At 45.9% G+C, this 24543-nt stretch carries 26 protein-coding genes; 15 read left to right on the top strand and 11 right to left on the bottom strand.

The features are described from left to right. The first annotated feature begins 181 nt into the window (after window positions 1-181). A complete protein-coding gene (locus tag NDK19_RS04010; protein ID WP_250630546.1) occupies window positions 182-604 on the top strand; it encodes a hypothetical protein in 423 nt (140 codons plus the stop codon). 50 nt (window positions 605-654) lie between these two features. Here NDK19_RS04010 and thiL read toward each other — a convergent pair whose 3' ends face one another. Then, entirely contained in the window at window positions 655-1695 is a 1041-nt protein-coding gene (thiL, locus tag NDK19_RS04005; protein ID WP_250630545.1) for a thiamine-phosphate kinase, read from the bottom strand. Between the two features lie 5 nt (window positions 1696-1700). Next, window positions 1701-3020 carry a 30S ribosomal protein S12 methylthiotransferase RimO gene (gene rimO, locus NDK19_RS04000; RefSeq protein WP_250630544.1) on the bottom strand — a complete coding sequence of 440 codons (1320 nt, stop codon included), beginning with the start codon at window positions 3018-3020 and terminating at the stop codon, window positions 1701-1703. Between the two features lie 97 nt (window positions 3021-3117). Here rimO and NDK19_RS03995 point away from each other — a divergent pair, with 97 nt between their 5' ends. Beyond that, entirely contained in the window at window positions 3118-3687 is a 570-nt protein-coding gene (locus NDK19_RS03995) for a hypothetical protein (RefSeq protein WP_250630543.1), read from the top strand. A gap of 2 nt (window positions 3688-3689) precedes the next feature. Here the strand turns inward: NDK19_RS03995 and NDK19_RS03990 are convergent, their stop codons facing one another. After that, window positions 3690-4322 (bottom strand): NeuD/PglB/VioB family sugar acetyltransferase, encoded by a 633-nt coding sequence (locus NDK19_RS03990; protein ID WP_250630542.1) that lies wholly within the window; start codon window positions 4320-4322, stop codon window positions 3690-3692. A gap of 6 nt (window positions 4323-4328) precedes the next feature. Then, the gene (locus tag NDK19_RS03985) at window positions 4329-5813 is read right to left on the bottom strand and encodes a nicotinate phosphoribosyltransferase (protein ID WP_250630541.1); all 1485 of its coding nucleotides are present in this window, start codon (window positions 5811-5813) and stop codon (window positions 4329-4331) included. A gap of 122 nt (window positions 5814-5935) precedes the next feature. Between NDK19_RS03985 and NDK19_RS03980 the strand changes: the two genes are divergently transcribed. The 5 genes from NDK19_RS03980 (at window position 5936) to NDK19_RS03960 (ending at window position 9215) form a co-directional block, all read left to right on the top strand. After that, window positions 5936-6787: a CvfB family protein gene (locus NDK19_RS03980; protein ID WP_250630540.1), complete on the top strand. Its 852-nt coding sequence runs from the start codon at window positions 5936-5938 to the stop codon at window positions 6785-6787. A gap of 69 nt (window positions 6788-6856) precedes the next feature. Next, window positions 6857-7414: a SiaB family protein kinase gene (locus NDK19_RS03975; RefSeq protein WP_250630539.1), complete on the top strand. Its 558-nt coding sequence runs from the start codon at window positions 6857-6859 to the stop codon at window positions 7412-7414. Between the two features lie 14 nt (window positions 7415-7428). Then, window positions 7429-7803, top strand: a complete 375-nt coding sequence (locus NDK19_RS03970; RefSeq protein WP_250630538.1) for a DUF1987 domain-containing protein — start codon at window positions 7429-7431, stop codon at window positions 7801-7803. 63 nt (window positions 7804-7866) lie between these two features. Next, window positions 7867-8361: a hypothetical protein gene (locus NDK19_RS03965; protein WP_250630537.1), complete on the top strand. Its 495-nt coding sequence runs from the start codon at window positions 7867-7869 to the stop codon at window positions 8359-8361. A gap of 5 nt (window positions 8362-8366) precedes the next feature. After that, a complete protein-coding gene (locus NDK19_RS03960; RefSeq protein ID WP_250630536.1) occupies window positions 8367-9215 on the top strand; it encodes a transglutaminase-like domain-containing protein in 849 nt (282 codons plus the stop codon). 3 nt (window positions 9216-9218) lie between these two features. Here the strand turns inward: NDK19_RS03960 and NDK19_RS03955 are convergent, their stop codons facing one another. Both NDK19_RS03955 and NDK19_RS03950 read right to left on the bottom strand, forming a co-directional pair. Beyond that, complete coding sequence (locus NDK19_RS03955; protein WP_250630535.1) at window positions 9219-9830, bottom strand: fumarylacetoacetate hydrolase family protein; 612 nt, start codon at window positions 9828-9830, stop codon at window positions 9219-9221. 5 nt (window positions 9831-9835) lie between these two features. Then, window positions 9836-10894, bottom strand: coding sequence for an aminotransferase class V-fold PLP-dependent enzyme (locus tag NDK19_RS03950; RefSeq protein WP_250630534.1), 1059 nt, complete (start codon window positions 10892-10894; stop codon window positions 9836-9838). Window positions 10895-10950: 56 nt separating this feature from the next. On the opposite strand from NDK19_RS03950, the gene argB reads away from it, so the two are divergent. Then, window positions 10951-11730, top strand: a complete 780-nt coding sequence (gene argB, locus NDK19_RS03945) for an acetylglutamate kinase (protein ID WP_250630533.1) — start codon at window positions 10951-10953, stop codon at window positions 11728-11730. Here argB and chrA read toward each other — a convergent pair. Together chrA and ilvA are read right to left on the bottom strand one after the other, a co-directional pair. After that, window positions 11727-12914, bottom strand: coding sequence for a chromate efflux transporter (gene chrA, locus NDK19_RS03940; RefSeq protein ID WP_250630532.1), 1188 nt, complete (start codon window positions 12912-12914; stop codon window positions 11727-11729). The genes argB and chrA overlap by 4 nt on opposite strands. After that, a complete protein-coding gene (ilvA, locus tag NDK19_RS03935) occupies window positions 12911-14131 on the bottom strand; it encodes a threonine ammonia-lyase (protein ID WP_250630609.1) in 1221 nt (406 codons plus the stop codon). Before ilvA ends, chrA begins: the two co-directional genes overlap by 4 nt. A gap of 196 nt (window positions 14132-14327) precedes the next feature. On the opposite strand from ilvA, the gene NDK19_RS03930 reads away from it, so the two are divergent. From NDK19_RS03930 to NDK19_RS03905, 6 genes are read left to right on the top strand one after another with little or no spacing between them, the layout of a single operon-like run. Next, window positions 14328-15179: a peptidyl-prolyl cis-trans isomerase gene (locus tag NDK19_RS03930; protein WP_250630531.1), complete on the top strand. Its 852-nt coding sequence runs from the start codon at window positions 14328-14330 to the stop codon at window positions 15177-15179. A 57-nt stretch (window positions 15180-15236) separates the two neighbouring features. Beyond that, window positions 15237-16583: a peptidylprolyl isomerase gene (locus tag NDK19_RS03925; protein ID WP_250630530.1), complete on the top strand. Its 1347-nt coding sequence runs from the start codon at window positions 15237-15239 to the stop codon at window positions 16581-16583. 58 nt (window positions 16584-16641) lie between these two features. After that, window positions 16642-17613, top strand: a complete 972-nt coding sequence (locus NDK19_RS03920) for an AAA family ATPase (protein WP_250630529.1) — start codon at window positions 16642-16644, stop codon at window positions 17611-17613. Window positions 17614-17659: 46 nt separating this feature from the next. After that, window positions 17660-19432, top strand: a complete 1773-nt coding sequence (locus NDK19_RS03915) for a lysophospholipid acyltransferase family protein (protein ID WP_250630528.1) — start codon at window positions 17660-17662, stop codon at window positions 19430-19432. Then, window positions 19425-19901 carry an NUDIX domain-containing protein gene (locus NDK19_RS03910; protein ID WP_250630527.1) on the top strand — a complete coding sequence of 159 codons (477 nt, stop codon included), beginning with the start codon at window positions 19425-19427 and terminating at the stop codon, window positions 19899-19901. Before NDK19_RS03915 ends, NDK19_RS03910 begins: the two co-directional genes overlap by 8 nt. 6 nt (window positions 19902-19907) lie before the next feature. Continuing rightward, window positions 19908-20240, top strand: coding sequence for a hypothetical protein (locus tag NDK19_RS03905; RefSeq protein WP_250630526.1), 333 nt, complete (start codon window positions 19908-19910; stop codon window positions 20238-20240). Here the strand turns inward: NDK19_RS03905 and NDK19_RS03900 are convergent. Then, window positions 20237-20932, bottom strand: coding sequence for an RluA family pseudouridine synthase (locus NDK19_RS03900; protein ID WP_250630525.1), 696 nt, complete (start codon window positions 20930-20932; stop codon window positions 20237-20239). The two genes, NDK19_RS03905 and NDK19_RS03900, sit on opposite strands and share 4 nt — an antisense overlap. Then, on the bottom strand, window positions 20932-21573 hold the full coding sequence (trhA, locus tag NDK19_RS03895; RefSeq protein WP_250630524.1) for a PAQR family membrane homeostasis protein TrhA: 642 nt from the start codon (window positions 21571-21573) through the stop codon (window positions 20932-20934). Before trhA ends, NDK19_RS03900 begins: the two co-directional genes overlap by 1 nt. A 121-nt stretch (window positions 21574-21694) precedes the next feature. On the opposite strand from trhA, the gene NDK19_RS03890 reads away from it, so the two are divergent. Beyond that, on the top strand, window positions 21695-22774 hold the full coding sequence (locus tag NDK19_RS03890) for a hypothetical protein (RefSeq protein ID WP_250630523.1): 1080 nt from the start codon (window positions 21695-21697) through the stop codon (window positions 22772-22774). Between the two features lie 494 nt (window positions 22775-23268). On the opposite strand, the gene NDK19_RS03885 is transcribed toward NDK19_RS03890, so the two are convergent. Further along, window positions 23269-24528 carry a dihydroorotase gene (locus tag NDK19_RS03885; RefSeq protein WP_250630522.1) on the bottom strand — a complete coding sequence of 420 codons (1260 nt, stop codon included), beginning with the start codon at window positions 24526-24528 and terminating at the stop codon, window positions 23269-23271. Window positions 24529-24543 lie beyond the last annotated feature (15 nt).

Below are 24543 nucleotides of genomic sequence, written 5' to 3'. Positions count from 1 at the left end.
CCTGCAATTAACCATATAGTGGGATTCTGTCCAATATGTGATTAAATGTTGTACTGCCGCTTCTTACGATATTGCTACTAAAGTTACAGCGTAAGCAAACCATCTTATTTAGCCAGAAAGTGAAGTCTGTATTAGGCAAAATAAAGTGTAATTTTGTGGCTAAACCCGTAATTTTTTTCTCATGCAACAGATACTCGCAGATAATAAATACGCGCAAGTAGTTGCACATACAGACATTTCAACTGTGGTGTGCACACTTAAAACCGATTATGTACCGATGAAAGATTTTCAAGACATTTTTGTCCAGATTGGCGACTATATAAAGGCTAATCCTATGCAAAAAATGATTCTTGACAAGCGTAACCTTAAAGTGTTTCATCAGGCATCTATGGTATGGTATCATGTTGAGTGGAAGCAGGAAATGAAGCAGTATGGCTTGGTTGCTTACCGCAAGTTGTTGCCGGATGATGCCTTCTTTCGCAAAGCCGTTGAAATTGCCCGTAAAAATATTTTGAAAGAACATCCCGAATTTCGCTTTGAAGATTTTGACATCCGTTACTGCGAAACAATGGATGAAGCCTTGCAAAGTGAAATAAATGCATAATTAAAAAAAGCGCCTTGTGTATCCATGGCGCTTTTTCAGTTGTATTTCGGCTAAAAATGCTTCCAGCCTTGTGCTGTAACAGGTACTTTTTGTCCTGCCCGTGTTATCATCTGGCAGCCTTCAGATGCATCGGTCATGTAGCCGATGAATGAAATATCATCGTGCAGCTTGATTTTCTCATAGTCTTCCTGCGCAATGGTGAAGAGCAGTTCATAGTCTTCGCCGCCGTTCAGTGCGCAAACCGAAGGGATGAGTTTAAACTCATTGACGGCCACATCGTAAGTTTGGCGGTCAATGGGTATTTTGTCTTCGTAGATAACTGCACCCAAACGACTGCCTTTGGCAATGTGCAGCAGTTCAGATGCCAGCCCGTCGGAAATGTCAATCATTGCCGTAGGGACAACGCCCAAATCTGCCAACTCATAAATCAGTGAAGTTTTGGCAACGGGGCGCAACTGCCTGCCGACTACGTAGGCAAACGGCTCTAATTGCGGCTGCATGTTCGGGTTAGCGGAAAACTCCGCTTTTTCGCGCAGCAGTAATTGCAAACCTACGTAAGCTCCGCCCAAATCGCCCGATACGCAAATAATATCGCCTTTTTTGGCGGTATGGCGACAAGCGATTTTTTCTTTCGGCGCACGACCGACGGCAGTAATGGAAATCACCAATCCGCTGCGTGAGCTTGTGGTATCACCACCTACCAAGTCCACTTTATAGTCTTTGCAGGCTGTCATGATGCCTTCATAAAGTGCATCAACGGCTTCTACCGAAAATCGGTTGCTCAATGCTATGCTGACCACAATCTGTTCGGGGCGTGCGTTCATAGCCGCAATATCCGACACATTCACCGAAACCGCCTTGTAGCCTAAATGCTGCAAAGGTGTAAATGAGAGGTCAAAATGGATACCTTCGGCAAGCAAATCGGTAGAAATTACCTGACAGAAACCATTGCCGATGTCAATAATAGCAGCATCGTCTCCGATGCCCAGAATGCTGCTCTTGTTTTGCAGGGTTACTCCCGACTTAATGCGGTCAATCAATCCGAACTCACCGATGGCAGCAAGTTCGGTTCTTTTATTGGACTGTTCCATGATTATCAGACAGCAACTGTGCCGAACAAGTCAAACTCGGCAGCAGAGGTAATGGTTACAGGTGCAAAATCGCCAAGGCGGACATAGTTTGCTTGGGCATCTACCAGCACTTCGTTGTCCACTTCCGGCGAGTCGTACTGGGTGCGCCCGATAAAATAGCCTCCTTCTTTGCGGTCAAACAGCACTTTGAAAGTTTGGCCGATCTTTTCCATGTTCAACTCATGGCTGATTTGTTGTTGGATTTCCATGATTTGTGCGGCGCGTTCTTCCTTCACTTCCTGCGGGATATCGTCGGGCATGGTGAAAGAGTGCGTCTGGTCTTCGTGCGAATAGGTAAATATACCCAGTCGGTCAAAGCGCATTCTTTCCACAAAGTCCGCCATTTCTTCAAAGTGCGCTTCTGTTTCGCCCGGATGCCCGGCAATTAGTGTGGTACGCAGGGCAATTCCCGGCACTTTATCGCGGATGGTGTGAATCAGGTCTTCGGTTTTTTCACGGGTAATGCCACGACGCATGATTTTCAGCATTTCGGAAGACCCGTGTTGCAGCGGCATATCCAAATATTTGCAAATATTTTCCCGCTCTGCCATCACATCCAGAATCTCCAATGGAAAACCCGAGGGGTAGGCATATTGCAAACGAATCCAGTCGATGCCGTTCAAGTCTGACAGACGGCGCAGCAGGTCGGCGAGTTCTCGTTTTTTATACAAGTCAAGGCCGTAATAAGTCAAATCCTGAGCGATGAGGATAATTTCTTTCGTTCCGTTTTTGGCCAGATTGGCGGCTTCCTGCACAATTTGTTCCATAGGTTTGGAAACATGTTTGCCTCGCATCAGCGGAATGGCACAAAATGAGCAGGGGCGGTCGCAACCTTCCGATATTTTCAGGTAGGCATAGTGGCGGGCAGTGGTGGTCAGCCTTTCGCCAAGCAACTCGTGTTTATAGTCTGCATTGAAGCGCTTCAGCAGCATGGGCAATTCCATCGTGCCGAAATATGCATCTACTTCCGGAATTTCTTCTTCGAGTTGGTCTTTATAGCGCTGTGAAAGACAGCCTGTTACATACAATTTGTCAATGAGTCCGTCATTTTTTGCTTCTGCATAGCGCAGGATGGTATCGATAGACTCCTGTTTGGCGCGGTCGATAAAGCCGCAAGTGTTAATAATGATAACATTAGCGTCATCGTTGCTCGATTCATGTGTTGCATCTAATTGATTTCCCCGAAGTTGGGTTAATAAAACTTCAGAATCTACCAAATTTTTAGAGCAACCCAGCGTTACAATGTTAATCTTATCTTTCTTCTTTGAAAAAGCCTTTGTTTTCAATTTGCCTTTTTTTATGCAAAAGTATTACTTTTGGAAGCAATTGCATAGAAATTTGTTCGTTACACTACTGTATAACCAGTTCAATTTTTCTGATGGTATGATGAAGTATACATTTACACTCGTTGTTGTTTTGTTGGTAAGCTCGCGTTTGCTGGCGCAAGCGCAAGCTGGTGGCATGGTTATAGAAAATGGAAAATTTGATTCCAATAAAGGATGGTTCAATCATATAGTAGGCAATGGTAAAGTAGAAATTGTTACCGGCCAACTGATTGTCTCAGGCCCCAATAAAGACGATGACGATGCAGTGCCCAATACAACTCCTTCAACAGTGTATGCCTATCAGGATATAGAAGTCGGTAGAACAGGAACGCTGACCTTTAAACTGTTAAGCTATGCTTCGTTGGGCGACACAGGCGCGGGCGATTACCCCGTATTTATTTTGGACAAAGAAGTGTTGAAACTTTACAGCAATGGCTTTGTGGAAAATTACGGCGGTGCCGGCAGACACATTAACAACGACCTTGCTACCGGCAACACCATTACCTATATGATTAATCTCAAACCGGGTAAATATCGCATCGGGTTTGGCGTACACTCAGCCGACGGCTATTATGGAAGCGGTGTAGCCGTTTTTGACGATGTAGCATTCTATCCCGAAAAAAAATAACCTTATACTTTTTGAGCAGGTACGCCAAATACGGTTTCCCCATCGGCAACGTTGCCAATAACTACCGAACCCGCCCCGATGCGTGCATTTTTACCGATGGTAACTCCTGAAACAATCGTAACGCCGGAGCCGATAAATGCACCATCTTTGATTGTTACGTTGCCGTTGATGATGCTTCCTGCTCCTATTTGTACAAAATCGCCGATAGTGGTTTGATAGTCTATCACTGCGCCCGCGTTGATGATGCAGTGGCTGCCTATTTGTACGAAACTTCCCACGGATGCACGCATGGCAATCAAATTGCCGTGCCCGATAGTTGCAGAGGTTTCTATAAATGCCTGTTGATGAATCGCATTGACAGGCATTTTTTTGCGTTTGTCCACTAATGTTTTCACCAGCGACTTGCGCAGCCTGTTGTCGTCGGTGGCAATAAATGCCTCGCACTTGTCCCCAATCATGCGGATGTACTCTTCGTTGTCTGTTGCACCGGCAACGCTGACCGCGTTGATTTCTTGCCCGTGCAGTTTGGTGTCATCATCCAACAGGCAGTAAACAATGATATCGTTGCTTTGAAAAATATCTAATGCCACTCGGCCTATGCCGCTTGCTCCAAAAATAATAACAGGATTTTCCATGAGTTTTTATGCTAAATGACGCAACTTCAAAATTAGATTGGTTTTCAGTTCATACAAGCCTTTTTCTAACCCGACGGGGTACTGATGCGGGTTGGTAAAGCGGCGGATGGTCGGGTGAAGTGTTTCCAATTGCTGCTTTGCATATGCCCTAATACTATGAATATCAGGTGATTCGTAGCACTTGCGGCCGTTCTTGAAGATAGGTTTCAGCAGCAACAGGTGCTTGCTTTCTACATGCACAATTTTGCGCCGTGTAAGGTCTAAGGGGTCTACAATCGTGGCTTGTTGTTGTTGCTCAGGATGGAAACTTTCTTCATCGTAAATCATGTCTGCCGCGCAGAGGCCGTCGTCATCGTAAAACCTTTGCACCTGCAACAGGCCGGGGTTAGATATTTTAATGGCCTGTTCGGAAAGTTTGAGCTTGTAGTCCCACTGCCCGTGTTCGTTTTTGATGGCTGTAATTTTATACACGCCGCCAAGTGCGGGTTGGTCAAAAGCCGTAACGAGTTTGGTGCCGATACCCCATACGTTCACTTTGGCTTCCTGCTGTTTAAGGCTGGTAACAATATTTTCGTCCAAATCGTTGCTGGCCACAATGTTAGTGTCTATAAAGCCTGCATCGTCCAGCATTTGGCGCGCTTTGATGCTCAGGTAAGCAAGGTCGCCCGAATCTAAGCGGATACCTGCCAGATGGTAGCCTTGCGCTTTCAACTCCTTACCTACCTCTATGGCATGTTTAACGCCTTCAAGTGTATCGTAAGTATCAACCAGAAATACGCAGTTGTTGGGCATGGCTTTGGCGTAGGCATTAAACGCCGTTTTTTCGTCGGGGAACGACATAACCCAACTGTGCGCATGTGTACCTCGCACCGGAATGTCAAAAAGTTTGCCGGCCAGCACGTTGGAAGTGGCCGTACAGCCGCCGATATAGGCTGCACGACTTGCCGCAAGCCCGCCGTCTATCCCTTGTGCGCGTCGCAACCCAAATTCCAGCACCGGCTCGCCATTGGCTGCCTGACATACGCGCGCTGCCTTAGTTGCAATCAGGCTTTGGAAATTGATAATATTCAACAGGGCAGTTTCTACCAATTGTCCCTGAATCAGTGGCCCTTTGATGCGCAACAGCGGCTCTTGCGGAAATACGACTGTTCCTTCGGGGATGGCATCCACATCACAGGTAAAATGCATCTGCGCGAGGTAGTCCAAAAATCCCTGCTCGAAAAGAGGCTTCCCGTCTGCACCTGTCAGAGTAGCCAAGTAGGCAATATCGCTGTCGTCAAAGTGGAAATTTTCCAAAAAGTCGATGGCATACGACAACCCGCCGGCGATGGTATAGCCGCCGTTAAACGGATTTTTGCGGAAAAATAAATTGAAAACAGCCTCACGTTCAGTCATTTGCGATTTCCAATAGCCGTATGCCATCGTGATTTGATACAGGTCGGTCAGCAAGGTGAGCGAGCCGTTATAAATCTTGTTTTGCAGGTTTTTCATGGGATTAGGGATAATAAAAGTGTAAAAATTACACTAAGTTTTAAATGCTTATACGACGGCGGAAAAAAATGGTTAGGGCAAATTCGCGTTTTCATTGAAAAAGTTATGCTTACCTTTACGGCATGTCAGCTACATCTGAAAATATCATCGGCAAATTTTCTACTTTCCGCGTAGTAAAGTTAGTAGATTTTGGGGCATATTTAGACACTCCCTTGGGCGAGTTGTTGTTGCCTAAAAAATACATGCCCGAAGGTTTGCAGCCCGATGATTACATCAAAGTATTTGTTTATCACGACTCGGAAGACCGCCCCATAGCTACCACTTTGCAGCCCTATGCACAGTTAGGCGAATTTGCCTGCTTGTGGGTTACGCACACCACCGATTTCGGTGCATTTCTGGACTGGGGGCTCGAGAAAGATTTGTTTGTGCCGCTGAAAGAGCAACACCGCCCCATGCGCAAAGGGCAAGTACATGTCGTTCGCGTAAGTACCGACCCTCGAACAGGCAGGCTGATAGGTATCGGAAAAATTGGCGGATTTCTTGACAAAGGTAAGCCCAATCTGCGCGAAGGCGAGCAGGTTTCGCTTTTGGTCTACGAAAAAACCGACTTGGGCTACATGTGTATAATTAACAATCAGTATGCAGGTATTTTATACCATTCAGAACTGTTTGAGCCCCTTGCAATAGGCGATAAGCGCATCGGATTTGTCAAAAAAATCAGAGAAGACAATAAAATAGATTTGAGTTTGCGTAAGCAGGGCTTTGCAGGTATCAAAAACCAACAGCAACTGATTTTGGATGCATTGGAGCAAGCAGGCGGATTTTTGCCTTATCACGACAAAACAGCACCGGAAGAAATCTATCAGGCTTTCCAAATGAGTAAAAAAACATTCAAAGCGTTGATAGGCAATTTGTTCAAAGCCGGAAAAATTAAAATTTCTCAAAAAGGTATTAGCTTTGCAGATAAGAATTAGCCGATAACTTTCGCGATAAGTCAAAAAACATTTCCGGCAGCACCGGCCTGAGCTTAAACAAATAAAGCATTGAACGTTCAAAATTTTTACGAACAATTTCAAGCGGAAGACATCCTCATGTCTTACAAGGGCAATGCCAATGGCGATTTGCTCAATAATCTCATGGATGTTGTACAGGCTAAGCTGGCCGAAGTTGAGCCAAAATCAAACATTAAGAAGCGGGTTTTCCATATTTTGGTGGAAATACTGCAAAATATTTATCATCATTACGGACATATCTCTATTGATGATTTTTCTGACGAGGAAAGCGTTACATTTGTGCTTGCCAAAGCTCAGGGAGATTATTATATTATCGCCGGAAATTACATTCTGAACGAAGAAATGCCTGCTTTAAAAGCTAAAATAGACCTGATTAATTCGCTTTCGTCGGAAAAATTGAAACAGGTTTATATGGAAACGCTTGGCAATGGCGTTATATCCGAGAAAGGAGGCGCCGGCCTTGGATTAATAGAGATAGCACGCAAATCGGGCGGGAAACTCTTTTATGAGTTTCGTTTATGTAATAATCATCTTTCGTTCTTTAGTCTCATGGTCAAAATTCCTGCAGCTTTACCGGCCGCAGCCTAAGCTAAGTAGAAGATATGGAAAACTTTTTTCTGGAAGAAACCTCAAAAACCCCTAAACTGAGTTTTGATGTGAGCACAGGTAAATTCCTGATGTCCGGGCGTTCTATACCCGAAAATTCAATAGAGTTTTACAAGCCGCTGTTTGAGTGGTTAGACGAGTATGTAAAAAAACCTTGCCCCAAAACCAGTTTTGATATCAAGTTAGAGTACTTCAATACAAGTTCTTCCAAGTGTTTGGTTGAAATTTTCCGTCGCTTAGAAAAAGTTACCGATGGCGAAGTGGTCATCAATTGGTTCTACGAAGAAGATGACGAAGATATGCAGGAATCGGGTGAAGATTTTAAAGAACTCATCGACATTCCGATTATCATGAGTGTTATTGAAAACTGATAAAAAGGCCGCTGAAAAGCGGCTTTTTTGTTATAATTTTGCCATAATCACCCTTTTGGAATTATGAGCAAACAGCCTGAAAAATATCAGGTATTTGAAAAGGAAAATGAAATACTTCGTAACGCCAAAGAACTGCTCGCAAAGCCCGATATGCTTCCCGAGCACTCTTGGGTGAAAGAGTATGAGTTGTTAGCACAAAGCTATGCGCAGTTGCTCGGCGAGGTAAAGTTGCTCACATCCGTTAGCGACAGGTTGCAAAACAAACTCAACAAGGCTAACGAAAGCATTGCCCGCAAAAACGACGAACTCACCCAAACGCTGGATATGCTCACCAAAGAGCGCGTCGGCAAACGGGCAACCACAATCGTTTTAATGCTCGCAGCTTTATTTTTCATTATTTCCGAATTGGTAATAGACCCCCAGTTGCAGGAAGGAGCAAAAATTTTTGGTGCTTCTGGGCTTATTATGCTGAAAATTACGGTGGCCATTGCGCTTAAACCCTTAGAGGTTTTGCTGGAAAACTTACTTTTAAAAACGGCGGCTCGGAAAAAAATGTAGTTTTTATGCTAAACCCAAACGAACTGAAAGCTCTTATTTCTCTTCGCGATGATGACGACCCTGAAATACGACTCCACGTAGAACAAAAAATCAGGGAGTTAAAACAGTCGGCAAGGCTGCTGATGGAAACAGATTGGCGGAGCGTTTTGCAGGCCGATGAGCAGCAATACATCGAAGAGATGATGCATCAGGCGCACTTTGAGGAATTGTTAAACGCTTTTCGCAAGTGGCAAAACGAAGACTGCGATTTGATAACAGGTTTGTGGTTGATAGCACGCTACGAATACCCCGACCTTCAACTGGCGACCCTGCAAAATACCATTCAGCAACTCTACGTAGAGGCATGGCTGTCTTTCAAATCCGATATGCACCCCATAGACCAAGTGCGAGAGTTTAATCACATCTTTTTCACCCGTTTCCGGTTTACTTCCAATACAACCAACTTTACTGCCGTCAGTAACTCTATGTTCAACCAAGTATTGGAGACGCGAAAAGGAAACCCTATCAGCCTTTGTGTGGCTTACATGCTGATTGCCCGCAAGTTAGGGATGCCTATCTACGGCGTCAATATGCCTAACTTGTTCATCCTCATGTACCGCTTGGATGAAAATTCTTCTTTCTATATCAACGCCTTCAACAGGGGGCGCATATACAGCCGCAAAGACATAGAAAGCTACCTGCATCAGTTGCAATTGCCGCTTCGCCCTTCGTTTTATGAGCCTTGCGAAAACATTGATATTGTCCGTCGGATGTTGCGCAACCTCATTGTTTCATTCGATAAACTCGGCAAGGCCGCCAAAGTAGAAGAGGTGAAACAGCTGCTGGCAGCTATTTCACCCGAAGAATCGCAGTAAAATTTATTTCACTTCAAAATCGAAGAACAGTTCCTGTTCAATATAGCCCTTCAATCGGTCGCCGATGGCTACGGGGGCTACTCCTGCGGGTGTTCCTGTGAAGATAATATCGCCTTTTTTCAGCGTGAAGAATTTGGATACGTAGCTGATAATGGTGGCAAAATCGAACAGCATCATAGAGGTATTGCCTTGCTGACGGATTTGGCCGTTTACCTCTAAGCTGAAATTCAGATTTTTCAGGTCGGGGTAGTTGCTTGCCGGCACGAAATGCGACACTACGGCCGAGTGGTTGAAGGCTTTGGAAATTTCCCAAGGTAAACCTTTGGCTTTCAGTTTTGACTGCAAGTCGCGGGCGGTGAAGTCTATACCCAGCCCGATTTCTTCAAAGTAGTTATGTGCAAATTTCGGCTCAATATATTTGCCTTCCTTGCTGATTTTCAGCAAAATTTCAACTTCATGGTGAACATCGGTTGAAAAATCGGGCAAATAGAAGGGCTGATTGTCTTTCAGCAGCGCTGTGTCGGGTTTCAGAAATACCACGGGTTCTTCGTTGCGCTCATTTTTCAATTCTTCAATGTGTGCCGCATAATTGCGGCCAATGCAGATAAATTTCATTGTAGTTACTGTTTTGCGGCTTGAAAAGTAAGCAGAAATTCCTGAAGCGCCATCACTTCTTGGTTGGTAATGGCCGGAAAGTTGGCAATGCGGAAGGTGGTGTTTTTCCACTCGCCATAGCCGTTGCCCAAAACAAAGCCGCTTTGCGATGCTGCCGACTTTATGTGTGCTATTTCATGCTCGGCGGCCTGTATCGTAATAACGGTCGGGCTGCGCACGGCAGCATTGCGAATCAGTAATGCAAATCCCTCTTGTTCCAACCATGCGTACAACTGCGCGGCTCTTTCTTGTAATTGACTGTCTATCAATTGAATAGGTTCTATACTTTCCATGAGCTTCATCAGCAGGCAAATGTCCAGAATGTTGGGCGTGTGCGTGGTTTGGTACTGTTGCGCAAGCGGCAAACTGTTGGCAAGGCTGTTGTAATGTGTGGTAACATTTTGTTGCAAAGCGCGTTCGGTTGCCTGCGGCGAGCAGACAAGCACTGCCATACCCGAAGGCAACCCCAAGCATTTTTGCACCGATGCAAACACGTAGTCCGTTGCTTCCCAAGGGATACAGATGCCGCCCAGCGAGGAGGTAGCGTCTATTGCAACAAGTCGTTCGGGATATTGTTTTTTCAGGCTAACTATCAGATTTTCAGAAATATAAGTCCCGTTGGAAGTTTCGCAATGAGTTAGACAAATCCAGTCGGAAGCCGGCAGTTCGCGGTCGGGCAGGGGGGCTTCGGGCGAATAGCGGATGGAGTGGACAGTATTACCCAGTTTTTGGCTGATGCCTGCCCACTTAGCCCCAAAAGCACCGTTAAAAACATGCGTAAAAGTATCTTTGGGAAACGATTGGGCAAGTATTTCCCAGCACTCGGTGGCCGATGAGGTAAATACAACGGTATAATCGGGCGGAATAGATAGTTTTTTTTGCAAACCTTCTACTGCCTTGCGGTAACAAGCGATAATTTCGGCACTGCGATGGTTGCGGCTGGTAAGGCCTTCTTTAAATATTTCCGTTGTCCATTGCTGCACCATGGGGTGCAATTTGGCGGGGCCGGGGTAAAAAAAGTACATGGCGGTTAGTCTATATCCGTTACAAATTTCTCAAATTGCACCGAAAAGAACATGTTATGCTGACGGTTGTAAAAATCGGGGGTAACATCATAGATGACCCTCAGAAATTGGCAGATTTTTTAACGGATTTTGCGGCACTCGAGGGGTTCAAAATACTGATTCACGGAGGCGGCAAAATTGCAACGCGCTTTTCCGAAAGGCTTGGCATACCTGTACAAATGCACGAGGGCAGGCGAATTACCGATGCGGAAACGCTGGAAGTAATTACAATGGTTTACGGCGGGTTGGTAAACAAGCAGATTGTTGCGGCTTTGCAGGCAAGAAAATGCAATGCTTTGGGCTTGATAGGTGCTGATATAAACTTGGTAACTGCCGAAAAGCGCCCCCCTAAAAACGGGGTAGATTACGGCTGGGTAGGTGATGTTAAAAAAGTCAATCAGTTGATGCTGGTGCGCATAATTGAAGATTGTGCTGTCCCTGTAATTGCTCCTATTACCCACGATGGCGAAGGGCAACTGCTCAACACCAATGCCGATACAATGGCGGCGGCTATTGCAACAGCTTTGGCACCGCATTTTCCCACGCGTTTGATGTATTGCTTTGAGAAAAAAGGCGTGCTTACTAACCCCGACGATGAGGAAAGTGTGATTCCACGCATCAACCGCTCATTGTTTGAACAGTACAAGGCCGACGGCACTATATCGGCAGGTATGATTCCTAAATTGGAAAATGCACTTTCTGCCGTGGAGAAAGGGATTAAAGAGGTGATTATTGCCCATGCGGATGCGTTGAACCGCTTAGACAGCCCCGATTTCATGGGTACTCGGGTAGGTTAGAGGCGTACCATTACCCAGCCTGCCAGAATGCCTCCGAGCACAATAAGGGGCGCAGAGATGTGCGTAAATTGCAACAGTAAGAAAGTAACAACAGCTACACCTATATTAAGGCTTGTGTGCGCCATTGGCTCCCACAGCAAGAAAACGGCAGCAATAACCAATCCCGCGCTTGCCGCATTAATGCCTTCCAGCGAGGCTCTTACGGGGCGGTACTTTTTGAGTTGCTCCCAAAACGGATAGGCAAAAAATATAAACAGCGTGCCGGGCAGATTAATCCCGATGGTAGCCATCAGGCTGCCCAAAATCATGCCGCCAATGCCTTCGCCGCGCATGGTCAGCGCACCAATATATCCCGAAAACGAAAATACAGGGCCGGGTACTACCTGCAAAAGGGCGTATCCTGAAAGAAACTCTGAAGAAGACAGGTAGTGCTTAAATTCCACAAATTCGTTGTATAAAACCGGCACCAGCACCTGCCCGCCTCCAAAAACCAATGTGCCGTTGCGGTAAAAATTTTCCAACAAACGAATGGGGAGCGAGCGGGTAATACCTCCTAAGGCAGCTATCCCGATAAACAGCACGGCAAAGATGATGAGGTATTTCCATTGGATGTTTAAAGCCGTTTTTTCTTCTCGCACAAAGTCCCTGTATTTCAGCGAGGTAGCAAGGCCGGAAAGCACCATCAGTACCGGTAGCAAAAAAGGAGTACGCAAAAAATAAGCTGCAACGGCAGCCATAAGCGTAATTAACACTGCCTCGCGGGTTTGCACCAACTTGCGAACAATCACAAAACCCGCATGGGCTACCAAACCCACAGCAATGGGCTGCATAAGTTGCGTGTAAGCCCACAAATTCAGATTTTTTTGTTCACCCTGCCAAAAAATAAGCATTAGTGCAAAAGAAGTTACCAGCCCGAAGGCAGGCAGCAGCCATATGGCAAGGCAAAGCAATGCCAACAAAAGCCCCCCTCTTTTGTAGGCAATTGCCGTGAGGGTTTGCGTAGAAGACGGGCCGGGCAATAGCTGACACAGTGCGTTAATCTCCATCAGTTCGCCCTCGGTCAGGTAGCGTCTTTTTTCTACCAATATTTTTAAAAACAATGCGACATGCGCCTGGGGGCCACCGAAAGCACTCAGGGTCAGCCATGCGGTATCACGCAAAAAAACAAGGTCTCTTCTGCTCAAATCAGAATAGAAAAAAGTTCAGGGCGTTCGTTCAAGTGTTCAAAGCCGACGTTGCGTTCATGCATCCTTTGCACCAACTTTTCATAGTCGTCCGGATGATTCACTTCTATGCCTATCAGGGCAGGTGCACGGTCGCGGTTGTTCTTTTTGGTGTATTCAAAATGTACAATGTTATCGTTAGGCCCCAGCACGTTCACCACAAATTCGCGCAGTGCACCCGAGCGTTGCGGAAAACTGATGATGAAGTAGTGTTTCAGTCCCTCAAACAGCAACGAGCGTTCTTTGATTTCTTCCATTCGGGTGATGTCGTTGTTGCTGCCGCTGACAATGCAAACCACATTTTTGCCCTTGATGGTATCTCTGTGATAGTCCAGTGCTGCAATAGACAATGCGCCGGCAGGCTCAACCACAATGGCATCTTCGTTGTAAAGTTGCAGAATGGTAGAGCACACCTTACCTTCGGGCACCAACGTTATGTCCGAAATAACTTCCTTGCAAATTTCAAAGGTAATATTGCCGACACGCTGCACGGCTGCTCCGTCTACAAACTTGTCTATTTTTTCAAGCGATACCACCTCGCCTTTTTCCATGGATACTTTCATGCCCGGCGCGCCAAGTGGTTCAACGCCAATGATTTGGGTGCTTGGGCTGAGTTGTTTAAAATAACTGCCGACACCGGCTATTAGTCCGCCGCCGCCAATGGGAACGAACAGTATGTCAATATTTTCTTCCGCATCTTCCAGAATTTCTACGCCTACGGTTCCTTGTCCGGCAATTACTTTTTCATCGTCAAAAGGATGGATAAACACGCTGTTGTGCTCATCGCAATATTTAACGGCTTCTTTGTAGGCATCATCAAAAGTATCGCCCGTGAGCACAATTTCTACATACTCTCTGCCAAAAAACTTGACTTGTTTTATTTTTTGCAGAGGCGTAGGGGTAGGCATAAAAATAGTTCCCTTAATTTTCAGGAGTTTGCACGAAAAAGCAACGCCTTGCGCATGATTGCCCGCACTGGCGCAAACCACTCCTCTGTCTAACTCTTCTCTGCTCAGGCTGCTGATTTTGTTGTAGGCGCCGCGCAGTTTATAGGAACGCACTACTTGCAAGTCCTCGCGTTTCAGCCAAATATTCGCTTGGTATTTTTCGGACAAATTGGCGTTGTATTGCAAAGGCGTATGCACCACTATTTGCCGAAGCAACTTGTCAGCGTGCATAATGCGCGAAGCCGGCAACCAAGCCTGTTGTTTCACTGTTCCGTTGGGATTAATCATCTGTTGTCAATTGCAGATGCAAATGTAAGCGCATCAATGTTCAAATATACAAAACCTTTGGCAGCATTTCCGATTCCTGCAATGACTTTCGCATCGGCCGTAAAATCTGGTGAATCTCATGTAAATTTGCCCGATGACTATGAGCAGAATTTTTCTCGCAGGCATTTGGATGTGCCTTACCGCATGTGGCATTGACCGGACTGAGGCAGAGCAACCCATTGCAAAAGTATATGACACTTATTTGATGCCATCTGATATTCAAAGCATTGTGTCGGATGCTGCAACGCCCGAAGACAGCTTGCGTATTGTAGAAAGCTACGTGCAAACATGGGCGAAAACACAATTACTTTACCATGAGGCCGTAACCAATGCCAACCTGAACCTCGACGAAATAGAACGCCGTGTAATGGAGTATAAGTATCAGCTAATTACACATGCTTTTTTGCAGCAATACATTGCCGAAAATTTGGATACGCTGATTACCGACCACCAAATTCGCGCTTATTACGAGGCCAATAAGGCAAATTTTGAATTGAAACAGAACATTGTCAAAGGGTTGTTGTTCAAAATAAGCGACCAAACACCCGATAAGGCAAAAGCATATGCGTGGTTGCGCAGCCGAAACCCCTCCGATTGGGAGCAGTTGCGCTCGTATGCTTTCAGCTACACGCAAAACCCTGTGATAAGCGATACGACATGGATACCGTTGGCAGACCTCATCCGCAACACGCCTTTGCGCAACGAAATAAAAAATGAGGTGCAGTTTTTGGCAACACAGCATTATGCAACCGCCACCGATGGTGAATATTTTTACATGTTGAAAATTTTTGAGTACAAAATGGCAGACCAAACCTCACCTCTTGAATTTGTGAAAGAACAAATACGCGATATTCTACTGAATCAGCGAAAAATGAGTTTGCAACACCAATTGGAAGTATCTTTGTTAGAAAAAGCCAAACGGAGCAATAATTACAAAATTACTGCTGACTAAAAGCAACCCGCAACCCGATTATTCATCTTTTCAAATAAAACGATTAAAACTGTGCTCATGATGCGCAAAAATTTGATTACCTCGTTGCTTGCATTTGTCCTGACGCTGCCGCTTTTTGCCCAGTCGGACGGGATAATTGTTGATAAAATTATCGTAAAGGTCAATGATTATATCATACTTAAATCCGACTTGGAAAAGGCCTATCAATCGGCGATAGAAAACACCCAGCAACAACTACCGCCCGAAGCCAAGTGCCAGATACTACAACAATTGCTGATTAACAAAATGTTGGTAGCCAAAGCAGAGATAGACTCTGTTATGGTAAGCGATGTGGAAGTGAATAATAATTTAGACCGCCGCATGGCCTATTTTGAGCAGCAGTTCGGCAGTTTGCAGAAAATAGAACAGGCGTACAATAAAACCATCGCACAGTTTAAAGAAGAACTCCGCCCTACTATTCAGGAGAATATGATTGTTAACAAAATGCAGAACGAAATCACTAAGGATGTGGAAGTTACGCCCCGTCAGGTAAAGCGATACTTTCACAGCATCCCTAAGGATAGTTTGCCCTACTTGCCGGCCGAAGTAGAAGTGGGAGTGATTGTTCGTTATCCTGTGGTAAGCAAATCGGAAAAAGACAAAGTAAAAGCCAAACTGCAGGACTTAAAAAAGCAGATTCTTTCAGGTAAAGCACGTTTTGAAGAACTGGCAAGCACCTATTCCGAAGACCTTGGTTCGGCTTCCCGCGGCGGCGAGTTGGGTTTCCATGGTAGGGGAGAACTTGTGCCCCCCTACGAAGCAATGGCGCTGAGCTTAGAGCCGGGCGAAATTTCAGAGCCTGTTGAGTCCGAATTTGGTATTCACATGATACAGTTGATAGAGCGCCGTGGTAATCGCTACAACTCGCGCCACATCCTGATACGCCCCGAGCCTACCGAACAGGATATCAAAGATGCGGAAAAATATTTGGACAGCCTGCGTACAATTATTTTGAGCGGCAAACAACCTTTTGAGAAAGTTGCACTTGCCAATTCAGACGACAAATCTACCAAAGCCTCGGGCGGTATTCTGCAAAATCCGGAAACCAAGAGCACTCACCTTTCCAAAGACGAGCTGGAATACTCAATGTTTATGACATTAGACACCATGAAAGTCGGCAGCATTACGCGTCCGTTGCGTTTCCGCACCGATGACGGTAAAAACGCCGTGCGCATTTTGTACTTCAAAAGCCGTATTCCGCCGCATCAACTCAATTTGGAAATGGATTATCAGAAAATTCAGGCAGCAGCCCTGCAAGAGGAGCGCAATAAGGTGCTGTCAAAATGGTTTAATCGCACCAAAAGTCAGTTGTTTATTGACATAGACCCTGAATATGACCGCTGCAAACTGTTAGAAGGTTTTTAAAATTTTCTCTAACTTGTAGTCTTTCACAGCTAACCAATTCATAAAACAAAACACACCAATGTCGGAAGTTAAGTTCACGTCAGATGTTGCCGCCGCTGAGGCTCTTCATGGAGCTTTTCAGAAACTGAATGCAGAAATCACCAAAGTCATTATCGGGCAGGATGAAGTAATTCGCTTGTTGGTAACTGCCATTTTTTGTCAGGGGCACTGCCTGTTGGTAGGCGTACCGGGGCTTGCCAAAACGCTCCTTATCCAAACGCTTGCCAAAGCGTTGGATTTAAAGTTCAACCGTATTCAGTTTACGCCCGACCTGATGCCTTCCGATATTCTGGGAGCGGAGACGCTGGATAAAGACCGAAATTTCCGATTTATCAGAGGCCCTATCTTCGCCAATGTTATTCTGGCAGACGAAATTAACCGAACGCCACCCAAAACGCAGGCGGCTTTGCTGGAATCCATGCAGGAGTATGCCGTAACCGTTGCCGGACAGTCTCATACCTTAGACCGCCCGTTCTTTGTGTTGGCCACCCAGAACCCCATTGAGCAAGAAGGAACTTATCCGCTGCCCGAAGCGCAGTTAGACCGATTCATGTTCAATATCTGGTTAGATTATCCAACGTATCATGCCGAGCTGGAAATTGTTAAAAACACAACTTCCAATAAGGTCAATGAAATTTCGCCGGTGCTCCATGCCAACGAAATTATCGCCTTCCAGCAATTGGTGCGCAAAGTACCCGTTGCCGACAATGTGGTAGAGTATGCGGTAAAACTGGTGCATAAAACCCGCCCCGGTAAAGAACTGGCAGCTGCAACAGCCAACGATTATCTGGAATGGGGTGCAGGGCCGCGTGCTTCGCAAAATCTCATTTTGGCAGCCAAATGCAATGCACTGCTCAACGGCAAATATTCGCCCGATATAGAAGATGTTCAGGCAGTTGCCATACCTGTATTACGCCATCGCATCGTCCGTAACTTCAAAGCCGAAGCCGAAGGAATTACGGTTGAAAATATTATCAAGCGTTTGATGTAAACGTTTGCCGTTGCTTGTAGAAAATGTAAACATATTAACTTAACATATGCCAAATAGAACACTCATCAGTCCTGAAGAATTTGCGCGCTCGCTGAATTTAGACAAACTGCAATTGCAGTTGTTGGCTAAGCCTTTGATGAAATTGCTCAAATTAGACAAGATTAATGAGGTCTATAACGAGGCAGCCCGTTTTGACGGCGTAGGCTTTGTGGACAGGGGGCTGGAAATGTTTCAGGTCAAATATGAAATCATAGAGGGAGAGGAGGCCAATATTCCCCGCACGGGGCCTTTTATTGTCGTTGCCAATCACCCCTACGGCGGCATAGACGGCCTGATTCTGATGTCTATTTTCAATAAAATACGCCCCGATTTCCGCTTGATGGCCAATTACCTGCTCAATGCTTTTGAGCCTATCCAACATTATTTCATTCCTGTCAATCCTTTTGACAGTGCTAAGAACAAACAAGTCAATATTACGGGGGTTAAAACGGTTTTAGAGCATATCAAGCAGAACAGTCCGGTCGGTATTTTTCCGGCGGGTGAAGTTTCCGCTTATCAGCCCGACAGCAAAAAAATCACCGACAAGCAGTGGCATCCGCTGGTAGGCAAAATTATTCAGAAAGCCAAAGTAGATGTGGTGCCTGTATATTTTTCAGGGCATAACAGTGTGTTTTTCAATATTTTAGGTATCATACATCCTAATCTGAGAACTGCGCGGCTGCCTTCCGAAATGCTTAACAAAACGGAAAACAAAATTCAAGTGCGTATAGGCAAGCCTATTCCGTACAGCGAGCTGAGCAGTTTTGAAGATAGCGACCAGATGCTGCGATATTTGCGTGCACGCACCTATGCACTGGGTTCTTCGCTGAAACTCAAACCGTTTTTTCGAAATCCGTTTAAGCGCGTGGCAGAGCCAGAGCCCATTGTTCCGCCCGTTGCCGTTGAGTTGCTGGAAGCAGATATTGCGCAAATACGCGCAACAGACCTGCTGACTACGCACGGCAATTACGAGGTTTTTTTTTCGGAAGCAACAGTCATTCCCAATGTACTGCGCGAAATAGGCCGCCTGCGCGAAATTACCTTCCGCGAGGAAGGCGAAGGCACCAACCACAGCATTGATATTGACGAGTACGATGTGCATTACCACCACTTGTTCATTTGGGACAACGAGGCAAAGCGCATTGTGGGTGCGTATCGGATGGGCAAAGGCAAAGAACTGTACGCAAAATTCAAAATCAAAGGCTTTTATTTGAGCACCTTGTTTAAAATTGACAAAAAATTTGCCTTTGTGCTCAAAAAATCCATTGAAATGGGGCGCTCCTTTATCGTGAAGGACTACCAGCGCAAGCACGTATCGCTCATGTTGCTTTGGAAAGGCGTACTCATTATTCTGCGCAGATTCCCCGAATATCGCTATCTCATCGGCCCCGTCAGCATCAGCAATACTTTTTCGCACTTGGCAAAAGAGTTGGTTGTTAAGGTAATCAAGGATAATTATTTTGACTACGAACTTGCCAAATATGTGAAGCCGCGCCGCAAGTTTGAACCTAAACTCAAAGATGGTTCAGAGGCACTTTTATTGCCTAAGTTTCAGGATATCAAAGAGTTGGATTTGTTAATCTCTGCTATAGAATCATCGCACAGCAAGTTGCCTGTACTGCTGAAAAAGTACATCTTGCAACTCAATGCAAAAATTATCGGCTTTAATGTAGACCCTAATTTTAATAACGCTTTGGACGGCTTCATTGTAATGGACTTTGAAAAAGTGCCGGAAGAAGTATTGCGAATGGTAGGTAAGGACGTGGCAGCCAATGACTGATTTGTCGGCATACAGCGGCAGGGTGCGTGTGCGAGTCGGCGGTATTTGCGTAGAGAATGACCGTATCTTGTTGCTCAGGCTTCAAAACTTTGGTGCGGCAGGCCATTTTTGGCTGCCTCCGGGTGGCGGCGTGCAATTCGGCGAAACGCTGGAAGATGCGCTTTGCAGAGAGTTTGCCGAAGAAACAGGCTTACAGATAGCCATTGAGCGTTTTATTTGTGCCAATCAGGTGATTAAGCCGCCGCTTCATGCAATTGAATTTTTTTTCAGTGTAAAAATTATTTCCGGCAGCCTGCAAATAGGCACAGACCCCGAGTTGCCCTCAGACAAGCAACGGATAGACCACGTAGAGTGGCTCACATGGGATGAAATCCGGCAATTACCGCCTGAAACCTGCCACAATCTTTTTCATAACTGCCAAACCTTGGCCGATTTTTTACAACTTCAGGGCATCTATCACCTACTTTAAACCGAAATGAACGAACTGGAAGAGGTTTGCACCCTTTTGGGGCAACATTTGGATATTGACAGCCGCGAACTTCAACCGCTTTTTGCTGCTACAAGCGAGGAAATATTGCTCGGCAAACTGACAGATTTAGTACGCTACCTCTTAGACAACGACCGTCATCGGCTGTTTGCTGCCGCTTATCGGATGGACATCAGCGAGCGCATGTTGCGTCAGGCCATTCACTCGGGCACATCGGATACGGTAGCACTCAATATTGCCGCTTTGATTATCCAGCGCGAAAAGCAGAAAATAGAAACGCGCCGCCGTTACAGGCAGGACAATAATTTGCTGACCGATTAGCCGATTACCCCCTGAAATAGTTTCCATACAGGCCGTTCAAAAGGCGGCGGTGCGGTAAATGTTACCTGCGTTTTTTGCACCGGATGCTCAAAACTGATGCGGTAAGCATGAAGGCAAATGGTTCCGGGGCTATCTTGCACTTTTGAACCGTACTTAGCATCGCCCCAAATAGGGCATCCCATAGCCGATAGCTGTACCCGAATTTGATGTCCCCGCCCGGTAAGCGGTCTAACCTCAATAAGTGACTTGTCGCCAATGACAGCAACTAACTGATAATCGAGCTCGGCGCGGTCGCTGTTTTTTACCTCCTGCGCATGGGCACGGCTGATATTGGTTTTCGGGTTTTTGGTAAGCCAATGCACCAATTTGCCGTTTTCGTTTTCAGGTTTGCGGCTGCTGATGGCAAGGTAGATTTTTTGTACCTGTCGGCTGCGGAAAATTTCGTTCATACGTGCCAATGCTTTTGATGTTTTGGCAAGAACCATCAGCCCGCTGACAGGACGGTCTAAACGATGTACCAATCCGCAAAAAATATTGCCGGGTTTGTTGTATTTATCTCTCAAATACTCTTTTGCATAATCTGTAATTGCCAAATCACCCGTAAGGTCGCCTTGCGAAGGTATGCCGCTCTGTTTATTGACCACCAGTAGGTGGTTATCTTCGTAAACTACGGTAAAGGGGTAAGATTTCATTATTGCGGATAGCTGTAAAAAAAGATGGCGAAAAAGTGGCAAATGCCGCCGCCCAATACGAATAAATGCCAGATGGCGTGATTAAAGCGAAGTTTTTCCCACAGGTAGAAAATTGTGCCGGCAGAGAACAAGAGGCCGCCTGCAACAATCAACAAGATACCGTTCAAAGGAATGGCTTCGTACATAGGTTTAGCCGCTATGACTGCCAACCATCCCATGCCTAAATAAATAGCTGTGGAAAGTATTTTAAATTTACCTGTAAAGAAAATTTTAAAGACAATGCCAACCAATGCAATTCCCCAAACCATCCACAGCAGCAAATCGCCCCACCATCGGTCAATGGTAATCATGGCAAAGGGGGTGTAAGTTCCTGCAATCATCAGATAAATTCCGATATGGTCAATTACCTGCAATCGCTTTTTAACGGCTTCGTGCTTGAAACTATGATAGAGCGTTGATGCAAGAAAGAGAAAGAAAATGCCTCCTCCGTAGATAATAAAACTGAGCAACAGGCGCTGATTTTGAACAGTCAGTGCTTTTTCAATCAACAACCAACTGCCAATCAGGCTTAGCAATGCCCCCAAGCCGTGTGTCAGTGCATTGGCAAATTCTTCGTGTTGTTCGGTTAAATACTTTTTCACTGAAAACTTTGTTAAATCCAGAACAAACATACGCATGAAAATTGTTAAAAGTATGTGATATTGCATCTGCAATGTTTAATTTTACGTACACACTAATACAACCGATTAAACTTCCGTGCTTATGAAGAAGTTCATGATTGCTTTAACAACCATCTGCCTTGCGGGCAGCAGCCATTGGCTGATGGCGCAAGAGTATGACGATGTATATTTTACTCCTAAAGACAGAGGAAAAGTGGCTTATTCCAATGCCGTTTTAACTCAACCGACAGTTTTAGGAAGTGCTAATACAGCGTTTGCCAATGATCCTGTAAAATCAAAGTTTGCAAACCCTGAGTTTAGAGAAAATGCCCAAGGAGGCAATATTTCTGTATTGCCGTATTTCCGCAAAGACTATAATCAAAACAATGCGTTTGCCGGTGCTTACCGCAACTGGAATGCGCCTGCAACCGGTGGTTTTTGGAACAACGGCTGGAATATGTCGTTCGGTAACGCTGCTTTTTGGGGAATGTCGCCTTTCATGACCGCGCGCATGAATATGTGGGGTATGAACCCGATGATGATGGGCTGGAATGACCCTTGGATGATGAACCGCATGATGATGTGGGACCCTTTCTGGGGTACAAGTATGATGTCGCCATGGGGCATGAACCCGATGATGATGGGCTGGAACGACCCTTGGATGATGAACCGCATGATGATGTGGGACCCGTTCTGGGGTAATGCTTGGGGCATGAACAGTTTCTGGAATCCTTATTTCCGCCCGGGTGTGGTAGTGATTGACAGAACGGCGATGAACAACGTACAATACGGTGCTCGTACAGACCGCAGCGGCGTTTATACACCTGTGCGCGCCCGCGCCGACGAATACGCACGCGGCGGCAGAACAGAAGAAAACACTGTACGAAGCAGCCGCTACGGTAGCTTTGACAATTCAAGTGCCGGCCGTGGCGCATACACTACCAATGAGTATAACTCCGGTCGTTCTTCCGGCTATGCGGGTCAGAGTGAGTGGGCTACGGGTCGTTCATCCAACTATGAATACCGTCAGTCAGGCTACAATAGCGATGGTTTCCGCAACTCAAACTACAACAGTGGAAGCCTGAACAGCGGCAGAAGCAGTGGTTTCGGAGGTAGCTATGGTGGTAGCAGCGGCGGTGGATATGAGCGCTCTGCCGGTGGTCGCGGCGGTCGTGGTAACTAAGTCATTCATACACAGTACATACATCAAAAAAAAGCCATCCTGCGGGGTGGCTTTTTTGATGAGGTGTAATCGGTTCTTACTGTTTGATACGCTGTCCGAAGAGGCCAAATTTAAAATTTAAACGACACGGAAGCTGTCGGGCTACTGAAATCAGAGTTGTTATACCCATCTACGGCAACCCCGTTCACCATGCGATAACCACCCGCAACAGCAATTTTTATGAAGCCTGTGATATTAAGTAAGTGGTCAATTTTGCGCACATACCTATATTTACCACAAACGCACAAGAACACAAAATCTTGTGTATTTGTATTCTTGTGGTGGATTAAACGTCAAGCAATGTAGTACGTTCTAATTTGCTCACTCACTTAGTTGGAGTATCTGAAAAAAATCAAGCCATCCGCCTGAAATTAGCGGCATGTGTAAAATTATTCAACAGTAGGTTTTCAAATTCTGCCTATAATCAAAAAAAACGATTATTCCCGCGTGTGCGCTTATTGGTGCCATTTGCCGTCTCTTACCGTTCCATACACGCGGCCGATGAAGGTTTGCCCGAAAAACGGAGAGTTGGCCGACAGCGAGCGGTTGGTACTTTGGTCAAACGTCCACGTTTCCGATGGGTGAAAAATGGTCAGATGCGCAGGGACGTTGGGTTGTATGGCCATTGGAGGAAGCCCTAAAATGCGGCGGGGATTAACTGCCAGCAGTTCCACTATTTTTTCCGGCGAAAATTTGCCGAAAGTATTAGCCACGGCAAAACTTGTTTGCAAATTAATCATACCAAAGTCGGCAAGGTCAAATTCAAGCGCCTTGGCTTCGGTATCCAACGGCAAGTGGTTAGCCACGAGTGCATCTATTGTACCGTCTGCCAGTCCTTCTATGAGCGCAGCGCGGTCGGCGGCCGTTCGCAGCGGCGGCATTACCTTTAAGTTGGTATCAAAACCATGCAGGTCTTCATCAGTAAATGCCAAATGGTAGCTGGCTACATCGGCCGTAACGGCAAAACCTTGTGCTTTGGCTTGGCGAACAAGGTTTACGCCTTCCGCAGAACTGATACAGGAAAAGTGCAATTTTCCACCTGTATAATTCAGCAGTTGCAGGAGTTGATGGATGCCCATTTCCTCTGCCAAATGGGGGATACCTTTCAATCCGAGCAAAGTACTTTGCACACCCTCGTGCATTTGCCCGTACTCTGCCAGACTTTTTTCATTGGGCACATTGATAAACAATCCGTCAAACTGTTTGATATACAGTAAAATCTTGATTATCAGGCTTGTTTTGTAAGTGGTATAGATGCCGTCGGAAAATGCAACAGCACCTGCATGGTGCAAATCGATCAATTCGCTCATTTCTTCGCCTTTGGCATCCACAGAGGCAGCGGCAATGGGGTGAAATGCAACAGGAAACTCGCTGCGAAAGTTTTTGACGGCAGCCACTGCATCAGCCGTTTGCATAACGGGGTTGGTATTGGGCAGCAGCGCCACATCGGTAAAGCCACCGGCTGCCGCTACTGCCGCAAGGCTTTGCAGCGCTTCGCGGTGTTCGTAGCCGGGTTGCCCGCTCAGGCTGCGCATATCTACCCAGCCCGGAGAAACCATCAGCCCTTCGGCGGCTATCACTTCCGCATCGCCTGCTTCTACCGAACTGCCTATGGCCGCAATATCTCCGTTGGCAATCAGTACATTGGTTTTTTGGCGATGAAAAGTTGAGTTTTCATCAATTATCGTAATATTGTTGAACAAAATTTTTTTCATGGGAAGCAGGCGACA

This window comes from Rhodoflexus caldus (assembly GCF_021206925.1).
Taxonomy (GTDB): Bacteria; Bacteroidota; Bacteroidia; order Cytophagales; family Thermoflexibacteraceae; genus Rhodoflexus; species Rhodoflexus caldus.
The sequence above is the reverse complement of the archived record's forward strand: the minus strand, read 5'-3'. Positions and strand labels throughout refer to the sequence as shown.

What these genes read in the sequence shown, in the direction of transcription:
- NDK19_RS04010 (WP_250630546.1), top strand. Translation starts at nt 182, where the DNA reads ATGCAACAGATACTCGCAGATAATAAATACGCGCAAGTAGTTGCACAT.
- thiL (WP_250630545.1), bottom strand. Translation starts at nt 1,695, where the DNA reads ATGGAACAGTCCAATAAAAGAACCGAACTTGCTGCCATCGGTGAGTTC.
- NDK19_RS03995 (WP_250630543.1), top strand. Translation starts at nt 3,118, where the DNA reads ATGATGAAGTATACATTTACACTCGTTGTTGTTTTGTTGGTAAGCTCG.
- NDK19_RS03990 (WP_250630542.1), bottom strand. Translation starts at nt 4,322, where the DNA reads ATGGAAAATCCTGTTATTATTTTTGGAGCAAGCGGCATAGGCCGAGTG.
- NDK19_RS03985 (WP_250630541.1), bottom strand. Translation starts at nt 5,813, where the DNA reads ATGAAAAACCTGCAAAACAAGATTTATAACGGCTCGCTCACCTTGCTG.
- NDK19_RS03980 (WP_250630540.1), top strand. Translation starts at nt 5,936, where the DNA reads ATGTCAGCTACATCTGAAAATATCATCGGCAAATTTTCTACTTTCCGC.
- NDK19_RS03970 (WP_250630538.1), top strand. Translation starts at nt 7,429, where the DNA reads ATGGAAAACTTTTTTCTGGAAGAAACCTCAAAAACCCCTAAACTGAGT.
- NDK19_RS03965 (WP_250630537.1), top strand. Translation starts at nt 7,867, where the DNA reads ATGAGCAAACAGCCTGAAAAATATCAGGTATTTGAAAAGGAAAATGAA.
- NDK19_RS03960 (WP_250630536.1), top strand. Translation starts at nt 8,367, where the DNA reads ATGCTAAACCCAAACGAACTGAAAGCTCTTATTTCTCTTCGCGATGAT.
- NDK19_RS03955 (WP_250630535.1), bottom strand. Translation starts at nt 9,830, where the DNA reads ATGAAATTTATCTGCATTGGCCGCAATTATGCGGCACACATTGAAGAA.
- NDK19_RS03950 (WP_250630534.1), bottom strand. Translation starts at nt 10,894, where the DNA reads ATGTACTTTTTTTACCCCGGCCCCGCCAAATTGCACCCCATGGTGCAG.
- argB (WP_250630533.1), top strand. Translation starts at nt 10,951, where the DNA reads ATGCTGACGGTTGTAAAAATCGGGGGTAACATCATAGATGACCCTCAG.
- ilvA (WP_250630609.1), bottom strand. Translation starts at nt 14,131, where the DNA reads ATGCACGCTGACAAGTTGCTTCGGCAAATAGTGGTGCATACGCCTTTG.
- NDK19_RS03930 (WP_250630531.1), top strand. Translation starts at nt 14,328, where the DNA reads ATGAGCAGAATTTTTCTCGCAGGCATTTGGATGTGCCTTACCGCATGT.
- NDK19_RS03925 (WP_250630530.1), top strand. Translation starts at nt 15,237, where the DNA reads ATGATGCGCAAAAATTTGATTACCTCGTTGCTTGCATTTGTCCTGACG.
- NDK19_RS03920 (WP_250630529.1), top strand. Translation starts at nt 16,642, where the DNA reads ATGTCGGAAGTTAAGTTCACGTCAGATGTTGCCGCCGCTGAGGCTCTT.
- NDK19_RS03915 (WP_250630528.1), top strand. Translation starts at nt 17,660, where the DNA reads ATGCCAAATAGAACACTCATCAGTCCTGAAGAATTTGCGCGCTCGCTG.
- NDK19_RS03910 (WP_250630527.1), top strand. Translation starts at nt 19,425, where the DNA reads ATGACTGATTTGTCGGCATACAGCGGCAGGGTGCGTGTGCGAGTCGGC.
- NDK19_RS03905 (WP_250630526.1), top strand. Translation starts at nt 19,908, where the DNA reads ATGAACGAACTGGAAGAGGTTTGCACCCTTTTGGGGCAACATTTGGAT.
- NDK19_RS03900 (WP_250630525.1), bottom strand. Translation starts at nt 20,932, where the DNA reads ATGAAATCTTACCCCTTTACCGTAGTTTACGAAGATAACCACCTACTG.
- NDK19_RS03890 (WP_250630523.1), top strand. Translation starts at nt 21,695, where the DNA reads ATGAAGAAGTTCATGATTGCTTTAACAACCATCTGCCTTGCGGGCAGC.
- NDK19_RS03885 (WP_250630522.1), bottom strand. Translation starts at nt 24,528, where the DNA reads ATGAAAAAAATTTTGTTCAACAATATTACGATAATTGATGAAAACTCA.